The sequence below is a fragment of the Methylobacterium ajmalii genome, from assembly GCF_016613415.1.
GTDB lineage: Bacteria > Pseudomonadota > Alphaproteobacteria > Rhizobiales > Beijerinckiaceae > Methylobacterium > Methylobacterium ajmalii.
Map to the genome: position 1 here is coordinate 1 of NZ_JACWCT010000027.1, position 15,026 is coordinate 15,026.

The 15,026-nt window shown below is 72.8% G+C and carries 16 protein-coding genes; 11 read left to right on the plus strand and 5 right to left on the minus strand.

All coding sequences use genetic code 11. From position 1 onward, the window contains the following. Window positions 1-47: 47 nt before the first annotated feature. From HPY23_RS05090 to HPY23_RS05100, 3 genes are read right to left on the minus strand one after another with little or no spacing between them, the layout of a single operon-like run. Window positions 48-974, minus strand: coding sequence for a GGDEF domain-containing protein (locus HPY23_RS05090; protein WP_236012973.1), 927 nt, complete (start codon window positions 972-974; stop codon window positions 48-50). Further along, complete coding sequence (locus HPY23_RS05095) at window positions 971-1,357, minus strand: DUF1987 domain-containing protein (RefSeq protein ID WP_060849936.1); 387 nt, start codon at window positions 1,355-1,357, stop codon at window positions 971-973. The genes HPY23_RS05090 and HPY23_RS05095 overlap by 4 nt, the downstream gene beginning before the upstream one ends. An 11-nt stretch (window positions 1,358-1,368) precedes the next feature. Further along, window positions 1,369-1,923, minus strand: coding sequence for a SiaB family protein kinase (locus tag HPY23_RS05100; protein ID WP_060849937.1), 555 nt, complete (start codon window positions 1,921-1,923; stop codon window positions 1,369-1,371). A 462-nt stretch (window positions 1,924-2,385) separates the two neighbouring features. Between HPY23_RS05100 and HPY23_RS05105 the strand changes: the two genes are divergently transcribed. The 11 genes from HPY23_RS05105 to HPY23_RS05155 all read left to right on the plus strand — a co-directional run bounded on the left by HPY23_RS05105 (window position 2,386) and on the right by HPY23_RS05155 (window position 12,584). Beyond that, entirely contained in the window at window positions 2,386-2,889 is a 504-nt protein-coding gene (locus tag HPY23_RS05105; RefSeq protein ID WP_060849938.1) for a universal stress protein, read from the plus strand. 125 nt (window positions 2,890-3,014) lie between these two features. Then, window positions 3,015-3,581, plus strand: coding sequence for a NifU family protein (locus HPY23_RS05110; RefSeq protein ID WP_060849939.1), 567 nt, complete (start codon window positions 3,015-3,017; stop codon window positions 3,579-3,581). A 270-nt stretch (window positions 3,582-3,851) separates the two neighbouring features. Then, the gene (gene tsaB / locus HPY23_RS05115) at window positions 3,852-4,550 is read left to right on the plus strand and encodes a tRNA (adenosine(37)-N6)-threonylcarbamoyltransferase complex dimerization subunit type 1 TsaB (protein ID WP_060849940.1); all 699 of its coding nucleotides are present in this window, start codon (window positions 3,852-3,854) and stop codon (window positions 4,548-4,550) included. A 13-nt stretch (window positions 4,551-4,563) separates the two neighbouring features. Continuing rightward, window positions 4,564-5,046 carry a GNAT family N-acetyltransferase gene (locus HPY23_RS05120; RefSeq protein ID WP_060849941.1) on the plus strand — a complete coding sequence of 161 codons (483 nt, stop codon included), beginning with the start codon at window positions 4,564-4,566 and terminating at the stop codon, window positions 5,044-5,046. Window positions 5,047-5,402: 356 nt separating this feature from the next. After that, a complete protein-coding gene (locus tag HPY23_RS05125; RefSeq protein ID WP_060849942.1) occupies window positions 5,403-6,275 on the plus strand; it encodes a lysophospholipid acyltransferase family protein in 873 nt (290 codons plus the stop codon). Window positions 6,276-6,352: 77 nt separating this feature from the next. Further along, window positions 6,353-7,705 carry a tRNA (N6-isopentenyl adenosine(37)-C2)-methylthiotransferase MiaB gene (gene miaB, locus HPY23_RS05130; protein ID WP_091887861.1) on the plus strand — a complete coding sequence of 451 codons (1,353 nt, stop codon included), beginning with the start codon at window positions 6,353-6,355 and terminating at the stop codon, window positions 7,703-7,705. A gap of 11 nt (window positions 7,706-7,716) precedes the next feature. Beyond that, window positions 7,717-8,847, plus strand: a complete 1,131-nt coding sequence (locus tag HPY23_RS05135; protein WP_091887860.1) for a PhoH family protein — start codon at window positions 7,717-7,719, stop codon at window positions 8,845-8,847. Continuing rightward, window positions 8,844-9,326, plus strand: a complete 483-nt coding sequence (gene ybeY / locus HPY23_RS05140) for an rRNA maturation RNase YbeY (RefSeq protein ID WP_060849945.1) — start codon at window positions 8,844-8,846, stop codon at window positions 9,324-9,326. Before HPY23_RS05135 ends, ybeY begins: the two co-directional genes overlap by 4 nt. A gap of 30 nt (window positions 9,327-9,356) precedes the next feature. After that, the gene (locus tag HPY23_RS05145) at window positions 9,357-10,397 is read left to right on the plus strand and encodes a hemolysin family protein (protein WP_091887858.1); all 1,041 of its coding nucleotides are present in this window, start codon (window positions 9,357-9,359) and stop codon (window positions 10,395-10,397) included. Between the two features lie 52 nt (window positions 10,398-10,449). After that, entirely contained in the window at window positions 10,450-12,162 is a 1,713-nt protein-coding gene (lnt, locus tag HPY23_RS05150; protein WP_200602097.1) for an apolipoprotein N-acyltransferase, read from the plus strand. Next, window positions 12,159-12,584, plus strand: a complete 426-nt coding sequence (locus tag HPY23_RS05155; protein WP_060849948.1) for a helix-turn-helix domain-containing protein — start codon at window positions 12,159-12,161, stop codon at window positions 12,582-12,584. The genes lnt and HPY23_RS05155 overlap by 4 nt, the downstream gene beginning before the upstream one ends. Before the next feature lie 72 nt (window positions 12,585-12,656). Here the strand turns inward: HPY23_RS05155 and HPY23_RS05160 are convergent, their stop codons facing one another. Together HPY23_RS05160 and HPY23_RS05165 are read right to left on the minus strand one after the other, a co-directional pair. Beyond that, window positions 12,657-13,625, minus strand: coding sequence for an alpha/beta hydrolase (locus HPY23_RS05160; RefSeq protein ID WP_091887854.1), 969 nt, complete (start codon window positions 13,623-13,625; stop codon window positions 12,657-12,659). A gap of 75 nt (window positions 13,626-13,700) precedes the next feature. Continuing rightward, window positions 13,701-14,912 carry an acyl-CoA dehydrogenase family protein gene (locus tag HPY23_RS05165; protein ID WP_060849950.1) on the minus strand — a complete coding sequence of 404 codons (1,212 nt, stop codon included), beginning with the start codon at window positions 14,910-14,912 and terminating at the stop codon, window positions 13,701-13,703. Window positions 14,913-15,026: the final 114 nt, after the last annotated feature.

The following is a 15,026-nucleotide window of genomic DNA, read 5'->3' on the forward strand; positions in this document are numbered from 1 at the left end:
GCCGCGGCGGGGGCTGCCCGGAGCGGCCGCGTCGAGGGTCTCGCCGCTCACCGGGCGGTCGCCGCCGTGACCGCTGGGGCCAGCTCCACCCGGTTGCGGCCGCCGTGCTTGGCGGCGTACAGCGCCGCGTCGGCCCGGCGCATCGCGTCCTGCAGGGTCTCCCCGGGCCCGGCGGCGGCGAGCCCGATGCTGACCGTGATGCCGATCGGCCCGGCCTCGGCCGCGACCGGCATCGCCGCCACGGCGGCGCGGATCCGCTCGGCCACCGCCGCCCCGTCCTCGATCCCCGTCCCGACGAGCAGCACCGCGAATTCCTCGCCGCCGAGCCGCCCGATCGTGTCGAGGGAGCGCAGGGCCGAGCGGCAGGCGGTGACGAAGGCGATCAGCGCCGCGTCGCCCGCGGCGTGGCCGTGGCTGTCGTTGACGAGCTTGAACCGGTCGAGGTCGAGCATCAGCAGGCAGGCCGCCTGGTCGTCGCGCCGCCGCCAGTCCCGGGCGCAGACCTCGAGGAAGCGCCGGCGGGCCAGGGCCCCGGTCAGCGGGTCGGTATCGGCGAGGCGGCGCAGCTCCGCCTCCAGGCGGGCGCTGGTCTCGATCTCGCCCGACAGCGCGGCGTTCAGGGATTGCAGGTCGCGCTGCTGCTCGGCCAGGCGCTTGTTGGCGTTCTGCAGGTCGGCCTGCATCCGGTCGCTCAGGCGCACCAGCCGGCGCTGCTCGCGGTAGCCCCGGCGATAGGCCTCGGCCAGCACCTTGACCCCGTCCGCCACCGCGGCGAGCTGGGTCAGCATCACCTCGGTCCGGTCGAGGACGGCCTCCTCGTTGTCGAACAGGCTGAAGACGTTGCCGGCGCGCTTGCGCCCGCGCGGCTCGTCGCGCCCGCCCTCCGGGGGATGCGCCTCGGGCTCCGGGGGGACGTCGCCGTCCGTCATCGCCGCGGGCTCGGGAGCCGGCCTGCCCGTCACGCCTTTGGTCATGCCGCCGTCTCCTGCACCATCTCGAACCGGGCGTGCGAGAAGTCGGCGGCGAAATCCTCGCCGGCCTCCGCGATGGTGTCGTCGCCCTCGGCGTAGAGCCAGCGGACCGTCACGTCGCGGCCCTCCTCGGCGGCGTCCTCGAGCGGCATGAACAGGTTCATCAAGGCCTTGGCGCTCGACGAGTTGAAGTACGACAGGGCGACCTCGAAGGTCAGCGGGCCGTCGCCGTCCTCCAGATGGCCGCGCAGGGCCTGGAGCAGCGGGCCGTAGAAGGCGGCGGCGTCCTCGGGATAGGATTCGCCGCGCAAGGTCAGGCGGCCGGCGGGGAAGTCGAAGTCGACCAGCGGCGAGCGGCTGGTGGCGGGGATCTGGATCCGGTCCATCGTCGGGTGCTTCAGATGAAGGCTTTGAGGCAGAAGAAGCTGCGGTCGTCGCCGCGGGCCTGGAAGTCGTACTCGACCGGGGCGCTCGAGCGCCGGGCGATCTCGATCAGCCCGATGCTGCCGCCGAGGCTGCCCTCGTCGGCGGGCTGGCGCAGCCGCTCGCGGTAGTAGTGCTTCAGCTCCTCGCCCGACAGCCCGACGATGTGGTCGAGCCGGGCGCGCAGGGCCGGGACGTGCTCGCCCGGCACCTCGTTGCCGCAGGCGACGAAGAAGCGCCCGCCTTCGACGCCGACCACGATCAGGCCGGCGCTCACCATCCCGCCCTGGGGGGCGCCCGGCGGCACGAGCTTGTCGGCGGAGTAGCGGATCACGTTCTGGGCCTGCTCGACGAAGATCGAGAAGACCCGCTTCGACACCGTGGCGTCGGCGGCGCCCTGCTGCATGCGCAGCTTCAGCACCTCGCCGAGGGAGAACAGGACGTTCTCGGACAGGTCGCCGCCGAACGACAGGATGATGCCGTTGCGGCGGGACGCCTCGTGGAAGGCCATGAAGTCTTGAGCAAGCACCAATCTCTCCCGCCCGGGCACCGCCGGCCTAGGCCATTCGTCCAACGTCATGGGTCCGGCAGCAGGCCGGTCGGACGATAGGCTACGACACCGAAGCTCACCAGAGCGTTACATCGTTCTTCGGCGGAAGTCTCTTGCAACCGTGAGTAAAAATCAGCCTCTGGTTCCGCGGGCGACGAATTGACATCGAAGTCGTGCCGAAAATGCTCGCGGGATGCCTGCCCCATGTGCAATCGATCACGCGAACGGGTGCGATCTGTCTCTCGGACAATTCAATCGCGTCGGCATCGTGTCCGAAATGGTTCCGGGGCCTGCCTGCGGTATCGCGTCGCATTCGGATGGTTCGGTCGGGTGCGCGCATCCCGGGTCGCACCGGGCCCCGGTTCGCCGGGCGTCCGCGCGGGGCGGCTTGCGGCCGGCGCACGGCGCGGGCAGCATCGGTCGGTGGGAGCGCGTCCGGACATGGTCGAGATCAAGCGGCGGCAATCCTTCGAGGCCGGGCATCGGCTCAAGTTCATGGTGCTGGTCGACGAGACGCCGGAATGCGACCGGGCGGTGCATTTCGCGGTGCGGCGGGCCGCCCGGCTCGGCGCCCGGGTGGTGATGCTGGCGGTGGCCGAGCCGCCCGAGACGATGGAGTGGCTCGGGGTCGGCGACGCGATGCGGGCCGAGGCCGAGGCCGAGACCCGGGCCCGTCTGGAGGTCCTGGCGGCCTCGGCGCGCCAGGCCGCGGGCGTCGATCCCGAACTCGTGGTGCGCACCGGCGAGCGCGCGGACGCGATCCTGCGACAGATCGAGGCCGACGAGGACATCGCCTTCCTGGTGCTGGGTGCCGCCGCCGGCACCGACGGGCCGGGCCCGCTGGTCACCTCGATCGCCGGGCGCAGCGCCGGCAGCTTCCCGGTGCCGGTGGTGATCGTGCCGGGCGCGCTCAGCGAGGCGGAAATCACGGCGCTCGCCGGATGAGGCCCCTCCATTGAGCTTTGGCGCGTTCGGGTCCACATCTGCCGGCAGGCGAGGGGGCGCCCGACCGCCCCGCGCCGTTCCCGGCCGGCCTTGAACCGGCGCAGAGAACTTTTCGAGGATCACCGATGTTCATCCAGACCGAAGCCACCCCCAACCCCGCCACCCTGAAGTTCCTGCCCGGCAAGGTCGTGCTGCAAGAGGGGACCTTCGAGGCCCGGGACGAGGGTGCCGCGGCCCGCTCGCCCCTCGCCCGCGCGCTGTTCGGCGTCGAGGGCGTGTCCGGCGTCTATCTCGGCCACGACTTCATCTCGGTGACGAAGGCCGAGGGCGAGCCCGGCTGGCCGCAGGTCAAGCCCGCGGTGCTCGGCGCCATCATGGAGCACTTCATGTCGGGCGCTCCGGTCATGGAGGCCGGCCACGCCCCCGAGGAGGCGGCGGAGGAGTTCTACGACGAGGCCGACGCCGACACGGTCGTGACCATCAAGGACCTGCTCGAGACCCGGGTGCGCCCGGCGGTGGCGGGCGACGGCGGCGACATCACCTTCCGGGGCTTTCGCGACGGCGTGGTCTACCTTGAGATGAAGGGCGCATGCTCGGGCTGCCCGTCCTCCACCGCCACCCTGCGCCAGGGCGTGCAGAACCTCTTCCGCCACTTCCTGCCCGACGTGCGCGAGGTTCAGGCCGTCTCCTGAAGCGGGTGCGGTCCGCCGGGGGAGGCGAGGGTATCTCCGCGCGGCGCATTTGCGCCGCCCGGACGGTTCCTCGGGCCCCCCGGATGATCTAAAGGCTGAACCGGACCGGGCCGCCCCGCCTGACGCGGGGCGGTCCTTCTTGTGTTAACCTGTCCGTGCCAGGCTGGGACTGAAGCGGCGGGCCGACGACCGGCCCGGCGCGGCCGGCGGTACGGGCCCGGCCGCGACGACGGAACCGCGGGCGGGAACGAGGGCGGAGCCTGAAGAGACGTGCGGATCCTGGCGATCGATACGGCGCTCGAGCGCTGCGCCGCCTGCATCATGGCGGACGACGCTCCCGAGCCCCTGGCCCAGGAGAGCATGGATCTCGCGCGCGGCCATGCTGAGGCGCTCCTGCCCCTGGTCGAGCGGGTGACGGCCCGGGTCGAGGGCGGGTTCGAGAGCCTGGACCGGGTCGCCGTCACGGTGGGCCCTGGCTCCTATACCGGCCTGCGCGTCGGCCTGTCGGCGGCGCGCGCCGTGGGGCTGGCCTGCGGCATCCCGGTCGTCGGCGTCACCACCCTGTCGGCGCTGCTGGCGCCGCTGCTCGCCGCGGACGAGGATTACCTCGGCCGGGGCTACCTGCTCGCCGCCGCCATCGATGCGCGGCACGGCCACGTCTATTTCCAGGCTCTGAGCCAGGACGGCGGCATCGCGGTGCCTCCGAGCCTGCTGCCGCTGTCCGAGGCGCTGCGCCTCCTCGGATCCGGTCCCGCGGCGCTCGCCGGCTCGGCCGGCCCGGCGCTCGCGGCCGCCGCCGCCGCGCAGGGTCAGCGCGCCGTCGTGCCCGAGGGCCACACCGCCCCGCAGATCGCCTGGGTGGCGTCGCTGGGCCTCGTCGCCGACCCTGCCCACGCCCTTGCCCGCCCCCTCTACCTGCGGGGGCCGGACGCCCAGCCCCAGGACCACATGCGGCTTCCCCGCCGCTGACGGAGTTTTTCCGATGAAGTGGATGCCGTTCCGCTCCCCCCCGACCGCCCATGTCGCGCCCCTGACTTCGGCCGACCGGGCCGGGGAGCTGGCGGCGCTCCACGCCACCGCCTTCGCGCGGCCCTGGGAGGCGGACGAGTTCGAGCGCATGCTGTGCGAGCGCGGCCACGTCGCCCACGCCCTGATGCTCGGCACGGTGCTCGGCGGCTTCGTCCTCTCGCGCCAGGTGCTCGACGAGGCCGAGATCCTCACCGTCGTCCTCGGGCCGGCCTCCCGCGGCGCCGGCCTGAGCCGCCAGCTCCTGCGCGCCCACCTCGTCGCCCTGGAGGATTTGGGCGTGCGCCGGGTCCACCTCGAGGTCGACGACGGCAACGCCCCGGCGCTCGCCCTCTACCGCCGCCACGGCTTTGCCGAGACCGGCCGCCGGGCGAGCTACTACGCCCGGCCCGACGGCGGGCGCGCCAACGCGATCATGATGCAGGCGGCGCTGGGGTAGGGGCTGCGGGTCGACGCGCGATCCGGGAAAAGAATGGCGCGGGTTTTCCCTCTGCCCGCGGGCGGCTATCCGGATACACGCATCTCCTCGGAGCCAACCCTTCGTGAATGTTCGCGCCTTCCCCTCCCCACAAGGGGGAGGGGCGGGACCTCCGACGGGGGCATCGCTCGGACCGAGACCTGTGGATGCGATAGCCGTGGGCGGGGAGAGGGAATACCCGCGCCATCTCCTTCCCCGGTCAGCCCTGCCGGCGGCGGAGCAGCCCGGGCGGTGGACGCTCCCGGCCGGACTTGATATGCGGCTCGAACCTCACCGCAAGACGTTTCCCCCGTGCCGAGCGCCCCGCCGTCGAACCCATGACGTATCTCGTCGCCGGCCTGCGGCTCCTCGCCTACGCCCTCGTCTTCGCGCTCCTCGCCGGGCCGCACTGGCTGGCCCTGAAGCTCGGGCGGGGGCGGTTCGCCGGCCACGCACCGGTCTGGCTGCACCGGGCCTTCCTCCGCCTGTTCCAGGTGCGCCTGACCGTGACCGGCACGCCGCCGGCGCCGGGCGAGGCGGCGCTCGTCATCGCCAACCACATCTCCTGGCTCGACATTCCGGTGCTCGGGGCGGTGCGGCCGCTCTCCTTCGTGGCGAAGTCCGAGATCGCCGGCTGGCCGGTGATCGGCACGCTCGCCCGGCTGCAGCGCACGGTGTTCATCGATCGCGCCCGCAAGCGCCATACGGCGGTGGTCAACACCGAGATGAGCCGGCGGCTGCGCGCCGGCGACCTGATCGTCCTGTTTGCCGAGGGCACCACCGGCGACGGCACACGGCTCCTGCCGTTCCGCACCTCGCTCGTCGGCGCGGCGCGGGCGGCGATCACCGAGGGCGGCCTCGACCGGGTGCGGCTCCAGCCCCTGTGCATCGCCTATACGCGCCGCCACGGCCTGCCGCTGACCCGGGCCGAGCGGCCGGACATCGCCTGGTACGGCGACATGGAGCTCGGCCCCAGCGTCAAGCTGTTCTTCGAACGCGGCCCGATCGACGTGTCGGTCACCTGGGGCGAGCCGGTCGCGTTCGCGGCCGGCACCGACCGCAAGGCCGCGACGGCGCTCGCCGAGGCCTCGGTGCGACGCGCCCTCCAGGAGGCGGTGACCGGCCGCCCGCCGGTTCCAGAAACTCCGCGCGCCGATGCCCCGCCCGTCGCGGCCGCGCCGCCTATTCTCATTCCGGCCGCGACGGCTTAAATGACGGAGGACGGCCCGCAGTGGGCGGCCGCCGCGTCCGATCATCCACTCGATCTTTTCCTGGCAGGGCCGGTTCGTTGAAGAAAGCGTTCGTCAAATCCTACGGCTGCCAGATGAACGTCTACGACGCCTCGCGGATGGTCGACCTGCTCGGCCGCGAGGGCTTCGTCGAGACCGGCACCGTCGAGGAGGCCGACGTCGTCGTCCTCAACACCTGCCACATCCGCGAGAAGGCGGCGGAGAAGGTCTATTCCGAGCTCGGCCGCCTGCGGGTGCTGAAGGGCGAGCGGGCGGAGGCCGGCCAGGACACCACGGTGGTGGTGGCGGGCTGCGTCGCGCAGGCCGAGGGGCGCGAGATCCTGAACCGCGCGCCCGGCGTCGACGTGGTGGTGGGCCCCCAGAGCTACCACCGCCTGCCGCAACTGCTCGCCGCCTCGAAGGCCAGCCGCGTCGTCGACACCGAATTCCCGGTCGAGGACAAGTTCGACCATCTGCCGGCGCGCCGCACCCCCGGCGTCTCGGCCTTCCTCACGGTGCAGGAGGGCTGCGACAAGTTCTGCGCCTTCTGCGTCGTGCCCTATACCCGCGGGGCCGAGGTCTCGCGCGCGGTCGACAAGATCGTGGCCGAGGCCGAGCGGCTGGCGGCGGCGGGCGCCCGCGAGCTGACCCTGATCGGCCAGAACGTCAACGCCTTCCACGGGCCGGGGCCCGACGGGCGCGACTGGACGCTCGGCGAGTTGCTCCGCCGCGTCGCCGCGATTCCCGGCGTCCTGCGCCTGCGCTACACCACGAGCCATCCGCGCGACATGGACGAGGCGCTGATCGCGGCCCATCGCGACCTGCCGGCCCTGATGCCCTACCTGCACCTGCCGGTGCAGTCGGGCTCCGACCGGATCCTCGCGGCGATGAACCGCAAGCACGACGCCGACACCTACCGCCGCCTGATAGACCGGGTGCGGACGGCGCGGCCCGACATCGCGCTCTCCTCCGACTTCATCGTCGGCTTCCCGGGCGAGACCGATGCCGACCACGCCGAGACGATGCGGCTCATCGCCGATATCGGTTTCGCCAGCGCCTTCTCGTTCAAGTACAGCCCGCGCCCCGGCACGCCGGCGGCCGAGAGCGAGGACGCGGTGCCGGAGGCGGTGAAGAGCGAGCGCCTGGCCGAGCTGCAGGCCTTGCTCGAGCGCCAGCGCCAGGACTTCAACCACGCCACGGTGGGCCGGACCGTGCCGGTGCTGCTCGAGAAGCCCGGGCGCCATCCGGGCCAGGTCGCCGGCAAGTCGCCCTACCTCCAGGCGGTGCAGATCGACGGCGACGTCGCGGCGATCGGCACGGTGGTGCCGGTGCGGATCACCCGGGCCGGCTCGAACAGCCTGTTCGGCGAGGCGATCGGCGAAGCTGCCGCGGCCGCGACGGCCGCCGCGTGAGGAACGACAGAATGGCGACCGGAGAGGCGGGCGGGCGCGGCCCGAAGGGGCGCGATCCCGCGCGCGAGCGCGAGATCCCCCCGCGGGCGGTGGCGGGCCTGAGCGAGGCGGCCGAGATCGCCCTGACCTTCGACGACAACCGCCTGGCGAGCCTGGTCTTCGGCCAGTTCGACCAGAACGTCGCCCATCTGGAGCGGCGCCTCGGCGTGGTGGCGACCGCGCTCGGCAACCACGTCGTGGTCAAGGGCCCGCCGGATTCGGCCGAGCGCGCGCGCCGGGTGCTGGAACTGCTCTACGCCCGCGTCCGCGACGGAGGCGGGGCGCCGCTCAGCCTCGGCGACGTCGACGGGGTGATCCAGGAATCCTCGCTCCAGGGCAACCTGTTCTCGCCCGCCGAGGCGCCGGCGAACGGCGAGCGCCCGTCCTTCGACCAGATCGCCACCCGCCGCCGCGGCGGCGTGCGGGCCCGCAACGCCGCGCAGGACGCCTACATCAAGGCGTTGCGCGCCCACGAGCTGGTCTTCGCGGAAGGCCCGGCCGGCACCGGCAAGACCTGGCTCGCGGTCGGCTACGCGGTCTCGCTCCTCGAGCAGGGCCATGCCGAGCGGCTGATCCTGTCGCGCCCTGCGGTCGAGGCCGGCGAGCGGCTGGGCTTCCTGCCCGGCGACATGCGCGAGAAGGTCGATCCCTACTTGCGGCCGATCTACGACGCCCTCTACGACTTCATGGAGGCGCGCCACGTCGATCGCGGCTTGCAGACCGGCATGATCGAGATCGCGCCGCTCGCCTTCATGCGCGGGCGGACCCTCACCAACGCGGTGGTGCTCCTCGACGAGGCGCAGAACACCACCTCGATGCAGATGAAGATGTTCCTGACCCGGCTCGGCGAGAATTCCCGGATGATCGTCACCGGCGATCCGAGCCAGATCGACCTGCCGCCGGGCCAGAAATCCGGCCTCGTCGAGGCGGTGCGGATCCTCGACGGCGTCGAGGGCGTCGGCCGGGTCACCTTCCGCGACGTCGACGTGGTGCGGCACGACCTCGTGCGCCGGATCGTCACGGCCTACGAGACCGATGCCCGGGAGAACCCGGAGGTCGCGCCCCAGCGGCCGAGCCCCTCGCGCCGGGGGCCGCTGCCGTGAGCGACAACGAAATCGACGTCTCGGTCGAGGACGAGCGCTGGGAGGCCGTCGCGCCCGATCTCGAGGCCTTCATCGCCCGTGCGGTGGAAGCGGCGCTCGCCGTCGTGCCGCCCGGCGGCCCGATCGAGATCAGCCTCGTGCTCACCGACGACCCCTCGGTGCAGGAGCTGAACCGCGCCTGGCGGGGCAAGGACAAGCCGACCAACGTGCTGTCCTTCCCCAACGAGCAGCCGCATGGCGGCGGCCCGCGCCTCCTCGGCGACGTGGTTCTTGCGTATGACACAATGCTGCGCGAGAGTGGGGAGCAGTCGAAGCCCCTCGGCCACCACCTCGCCCACCTCGTGGTTCATGGCACGCTGCACCTCCTCGGTCACGACCACGAGCTCGGCGATGCCGAGGCCGACGCCATGGAGGCGTTGGAGGTCGAGGCCCTGCGGCGCCTCGGCGTGCCGGACCCGTACGGCGATGCGGCCGAGTGAGCCGCCGCTCCCATCCCAGACGCGAGAGACATGAGCAACGATCGAAGTCGCAGCGCCGCCGCGACCGCGCAGGCGATCCCGGAGGATGACAGTCCGGGGCGCGAACCCTGGTATGATCGCCTCCTCAACATCTTCCACCTGAAGGCCCGCGACGCCCAGCGCGACGGCCTCTCGGACGCCCTCGACGAGGTGCGGAACGGCGACCACGCCGTCTCCCCGGTCGAGCAGGCGATGCTCAAGAACGTGCTGAGCCTCCACCGGGTGCGGGTCGACGACGTGATGATCCCCCGGTCCGAGGTGGTGGCGGTCTCGATCGACACCGCGCTCGGCACCCTGCTCAAGGTGTTCCGCTCGGCCGGCCATTCCCGCCTGCCGGTCTACGGCGAGAGCATGGACGACCCCCGCGGCATGGTCCACATCCGAGACTTCGTCGACTACATGGCGAGCCGGGCCGAAGCCGAGGGCGACCGCCTGCCCGACCTCGCCGGGGTCGACCTCGCGGCGACGCTCGCCACCACCCGCATCCTGCGCCCGGTGCTGTTCGTGCCGCCGTCCATGCCGGCGATCGACCTGCTCGCCCGGATGCAGGCGAGCCGCACCCACATGGCGCTCGTCATCGACGAGTACGGCGGCACCGACGGCCTGATCTCGATCGAGGACCTGATCGAGGTCGTGGTCGGCGACATCGAGGACGAGCACGACGTCGCCGAGGGCCACCGCGTCCTCAAGGTCGACGGCGAGAGCGAGATCTTCGTCGCCGACGCCCGCGCCAGCCTCGACGACGTCGCCGAGGCGACCGGCGTCGACCTCGCGGCGGCGGTGGGCGAGGCGGCCGACGAGGTCGATACGCTGGGCGGCCTGATCGTCACCCTGGCGGGCCGCGTGCCCGCGAGGGGCGAGGTCATCGCCATGCCGGGCGATTTCGAGGTCGAGGTGCTGGACGCCGACCCGCGGCGGATCAAGCGCCTGCGCATGCATCGCGGCCTCGCCCGGCTCGAGGGACCGGAGGCGCCGCTCGCCCTGCCGCCCCCCGGCGCCGAGGCCGGCCTCCGGGCGGATTCCGCCGCCTGACCCTCTCCCGCGGCGCCCGTGCGGCGCCGCGCGCGCCCTCGCGAGCCCGCCGATGCAGCACACCGACACGAACGGGGCGGCCCGCGCCGTCCCGGCGACGCCCTTCGGCCTCACGCCGCTCGCCCACCGCGTCGCCCTGACCTCCGGCTGGGTGCGGCTCGGCCTCGCCTGGCTCGCGGGGGCCTGCGGCGCCCTGGCGATGCCGCCCTTCGGGTTCCTGCCCGCCCTCTGCCTCGCGCTCGTCCCGGCGGTCTGGCTCCTCGACGGAGCCGCCACCGCCTCCTCGCGCCTCGGCAGGCGGGCTGGCACGGCGCTCGCCGCGGGCGTGATCGGCTGGGCCTGGGGCTTCGGCTACCTCACGGCCGGGCTGTGGTGGCTCGGCGCCGCCTTCCTGGTCGAGGCCGACCAGTTCGCCTACCTGATGCCGCTCGGCGTGCTCGGCCTGCCGGCGGCGCTGGGACTGTTCTACGGCGCGGGGTTCGCCGTCGCGCGCCTGCTCTGGTCGCCGGGGCCCGCCCGCATCGCCGCGCTCGCCTTCGGCATCGGTGGCGCCGAGTGGCTGCGCGGGCACCTGTTCACCGGGTTTCCGTGGAACACCCTCGGCATGGCGCTCGGCCAGAACCTCTGGCTGATGCAGGCCGCCTCGGTCGTCGGCCTCTACGGGCTCACCGTTCTGGCGGTGCTGATCTGCGCCGCGCCCGCCACGCTGGCCGATCCGGGCGGTCCGGGGCGCGCGGCGCTGCGGCGGCTCGGGCCGCCCGGCGCCGCGCTCCTGCTGCTCGCAGGCCTCGCCCTCGGGGGCGCGCTGCGGCTGCCCTCCGGCCCGATGCCGGAGGTGCCTGGCGTGCGCCTGCGCCTCGTCCAGGCCGCCATCCCGCAGGATGCCCGCTTCAACCCGCGCAACCGCGAGGGCATCCTCGAGCGCTATCTGGGCTTGAGCGACAGCGCCACCGCGCCGGACCGCCAGGGCCTGCGCGACGTCACCCACGTGATCTGGCCCGAATCCTCGTTCCCGTTCCTGATCCAGCGCGATCCCCAGGCGCTGCGCCGGATCGGGAGCGCGCTGCCGCCCGGGACGCTCCTCGTCACCGGCGCGGCCCGGGCCGACGAGCCGCTGCCGGGCGAACGCCTGCGCTTCTACAACTCCATCCTGATGATCGGGCAGGACGGGATCGTCGGCGGGGGCTACGACAAGCTCCACCTCGTGCCCTTCGGCGAGTATCTGCCGGACCCGGTCGACGGCCTGTTGCGGGCTTTGGGCCTCAAGCAGTTCGTCGCGGTGCCGGGCGGCTTCACCCCGGGCGAGGCGCAGGAGCGCCTCCCCCTCGCCGTGCCGGGGCTGCCGCCGGTGGCGCCCTCGATCTGCTACGAGGCGATCTTTCCCGGAGCGGTCGCGCCGCACCGCGAGCGTCCGGGGTTGCTCCTCAACGTCACCAATGACGGCTGGTTCGGCGACACGCCGGGTCCGCGCCAGCACTTCGCCCAGGCGCGGCTGCGCGCGGTAGAGGAGGGTATTCCTCTCGTGCGGGCCGCGAACACCGGCATCAGCGCGGTCGTGGACCCGTATGGCCGGGTGACCGGCATGTTGTCGGTCGGGACCGAGGGCGTGCTCGACCGGCCGCTGCCCAGGAACCTTAGGGAAAGCCCGCCATACGGACGATTCGGTGATGTTCTTTTCTGTGCCATGCTCCTAGGGTGCCTGTCGCTGGCCGTCGTGGCGCGGGTCCGCCGCGCATCCGGCCAGTCCCGCGGAGCGTTATTGTGAAGAAGGCACCGGATCCGGTCGATCGGCATGTCGGGCATCGTGTACGTGTTCGGCGGCTCCTGATTGGCGTGAGCCAGGAACGGCTCGGCGACGCCCTCGGGGTGACGTTCCAGCAGATCCAGAAATACGAGAAGGGCGCCAACCGTATCAGCGCCAGCCGGTTGAACCAGATCTCCGAGATGCTGGGCGTGCCGGTGAGCTTCTTCTACGAGGGCGCGCCGCGCCAGGACGGCATGCGGAGCGAGGAGGGCGGGGCCGAGGCCGCGGCCGATCCCGTCGCCCACGACGTGCTCTGGACCAGCCAGGACCTGCAGCTCGTGCGCGCCTTCCAGCGCATCGGCGACAACCAGGTCCGCCGCCGCATCATCAGCCTGGTCGAGGCGATCGGCGCCGGCGAGGCGCCGCCCGACGACGCGCCGTGACCATCCCGACGCCCGGCCGGTGATCCGGCCGGCGGGCGGGCCCTGCCTGTGCGGGCCGCGGGTGCGCGCCCGTCAGCGCGCCCCGCGGCCGCCCTCCAGGCTCCAGCGCTCCAGCAGGGCCTCGGCCACGAAGCTCAGGATCGTCGCCGAGGTCCGCACCAGCCGGCTCATGGTCAGGATGCCGTGGGTCTGGTCGGAGAGGTGCAGCGCCGTGACCGGCACGCCGTCGCGCTCGAGGCGGTGGGCGTAGGCCCGCGCCTCCTCGCAGAGCGGGTCGTGGCCGCAGGTCAGCACCAGGGCCGGCGCCGTCCCGGCGAGGCTGGCGGCGCGGGCCGGCGAGGCGCGCCAGTCGGTGCGGTCGCGGATCTCCGGCACGTAATGGTCGACGAAGTAGCGCATCGTGCCGGCCGTCAGGGGCTGGCCCGCGACGATGCGCTCGTAGCCCTCGCTGGTCATCGCGAGATCGACGGCGGGGTAGAGCAGCACCTGCATCGCGGTGCGCGGCAGGGCGCCGTCGCGGCCCATCAGGGCCAGCACCGCCGCGAGGTTGCCCCCGGCGCTGTCGCCGCCCACCGCCAGCCGGGCCGGATCGACGCCGAGCCCCTCCGCCCGCTCGACCACGAAGGCGAGCGCCGCCGCCGCGTCCTCGACCGCCGCCGGGAAGGGATGCTCGGGGGCGAGCCGGTAATCGACCGAGATCACGCTGGCGCGCGTCAGGTTGGCGAGCCGCCGGCAGACCCAGTCGTGCGATTCGACGTTGCCGAGCACCCAGCCGCCGCCGTGCAGGTAGACGAGGCAGGGCAGCCGCTCCTCCGGCGCCGTGCCCTCGCCGCGATAGAGCCGCAGCGGCACCGGCCCGGCCGGGGAGGGCGCGGCGAGGTCGCGGATCTGCGCCACCTCGTCCGGTGGCGGCTGCAGGGCCCGGCGCCCGGCGAGATAGCTGCGCCGCGCCGCCTCGGGTGGCAGCGATTCGAGGGGCTGCGCGTCGGCAGCGCGCAGCATCGCCAGCAGGGCCTGGACGTCGGGATGGAGGGCGGGCATCGGGCGGCTCGAACGGGACCGGGGGCGGAGACCCTTAGCAGACCTCCGCCCGAAGGGAGTCTCAGACCTTGGACCTCACGCCTCCCCAGTCGGCCAGGCGAAGAAGCCGCGGCCCTCCGATTCGAGGTGCCGGTTCAGCACCATGCGGTGGACCTCGTCGGCGCCGTCCACCAGCCGGGCCTGGCGGGCGTAGCGGTAGATCCACTCCAGCACCGTGTCCTTCGAGTAGCCGCGGGCGCCGTTGATCTGGATGCCGATATCGGCCGCCCGGTGCAGGGTGTTGGCGACGTGCACCTTCGCCATCGACACCTCTTTGCGGGCGAACCGGCCCTGGTCGAGCTCCCAGGCGGCGCGCATCACCAGGAGCCGGCCGATCTCGATATCCATGGCGAGGCCGCCGAGCATCAGCTGCACGCTCTCGCGCTCGGCGAGGCGCACGCCGAAGCCCTCGCGGGTGGCGGCATATTCTTGCGCGATCTCGACGCAGCGGCCGGCGAGCCCGAGCCAGCGCATGCAGTGGGTGAGGCGGGCGGGCCCCAAGCGGACCTGCGTCACCTTCAGGCCCTTGCCCTCGCCGCCGAGCACGTCCTCGGGCTTGATGGTCAAGCCGTCGAAGGCGAGCTCGCAATGGCCGCCATGCTCCTCCGGCCCCATGATCGGGATGCGGCGGACGATCTCCCAGCCCGGCTGGTCGCGGTGGAACAGGAAGGCGGTGAGCCCGTAGCGCGGATCGTCGGAGGTCCGGGCGATCAGGATGAAGTGGGCCGCGTCCTCGGCGCCGGTGATGTACCACTTGCGGCCCGAGATCCGCCACGAGCCGTCCGGCTGGCGCTCGGCGCGGGTCTTGATCATCGACGGGTCGGAGCCGCCGCCGGGATGCGGCTCGGTCATCGCGAAGGCCGAGCGCACCTCCCCGGAGACGATGGGCGCGAGCCAGCGCGCCTTCTGCTCGGGCGTGCCCAGCGCTTCCAGCACCATCATGTTGCCGTCGTCGGGGGCGGCGGAGTTGAACACCACAGGCCCGAAGATCGAGCGGTTCATCTCGGTGTAGCAGGCCGCCATGCCGACCTTGCCGAGCCCCTGGCCGCCGGTCTCGGGCTTGAGCTGCAGGCACCACAGGCCGGCGGCCTTGGCCTTGGCGCGTAAACGCGCCAGGGCCTCGGGTCCGATATTCTCGTGCTCGTCCCAGGTGCTCCGGTCGGCCTCGACGGGCAGGATCTCGCTCTCGACGAAGGCCGCGATGCGGGCGCGGTACTCCTCGATGCGGGGAGAGAGCGTGAAGTCCATGGCCGAATCCCTCGGGCGGTGGAATTATAATTCCAAACGCTTGCGCCACCCGGGGGCTGGGGTCAAGCGTGGACATTTTCCGGGCAGCCCGGAGCATGCGTTTGAAGGCACGCT

Coding starts and splice junctions, on each gene's coding strand:
- HPY23_RS05090 (WP_236012973.1), bottom strand. CDS start 974: ATGACCAAAGGCGTGACGGGCAGGCCGGCTCCCGAGCCCGCGGCGATG.
- HPY23_RS05095 (WP_060849936.1), bottom strand. CDS start 1,357: ATGGACCGGATCCAGATCCCCGCCACCAGCCGCTCGCCGCTGGTCGAC.
- HPY23_RS05105 (WP_060849938.1), top strand. CDS start 2,386: ATGGTCGAGATCAAGCGGCGGCAATCCTTCGAGGCCGGGCATCGGCTC.
- HPY23_RS05110 (WP_060849939.1), top strand. CDS start 3,015: ATGTTCATCCAGACCGAAGCCACCCCCAACCCCGCCACCCTGAAGTTC.
- HPY23_RS05120 (WP_060849941.1), top strand. CDS start 4,564: ATGAAGTGGATGCCGTTCCGCTCCCCCCCGACCGCCCATGTCGCGCCC.
- HPY23_RS05125 (WP_060849942.1), top strand. CDS start 5,403: ATGACGTATCTCGTCGCCGGCCTGCGGCTCCTCGCCTACGCCCTCGTC.
- HPY23_RS05135 (WP_091887860.1), top strand. CDS start 7,717: ATGGCGACCGGAGAGGCGGGCGGGCGCGGCCCGAAGGGGCGCGATCCC.
- HPY23_RS05145 (WP_091887858.1), top strand. CDS start 9,357: ATGAGCAACGATCGAAGTCGCAGCGCCGCCGCGACCGCGCAGGCGATC.
- lnt (WP_200602097.1), top strand. CDS start 10,450: ATGCAGCACACCGACACGAACGGGGCGGCCCGCGCCGTCCCGGCGACG.
- HPY23_RS05160 (WP_091887854.1), bottom strand. CDS start 13,625: ATGCCCGCCCTCCATCCCGACGTCCAGGCCCTGCTGGCGATGCTGCGC.
- HPY23_RS05165 (WP_060849950.1), bottom strand. CDS start 14,912: ATGGACTTCACGCTCTCTCCCCGCATCGAGGAGTACCGCGCCCGCATC.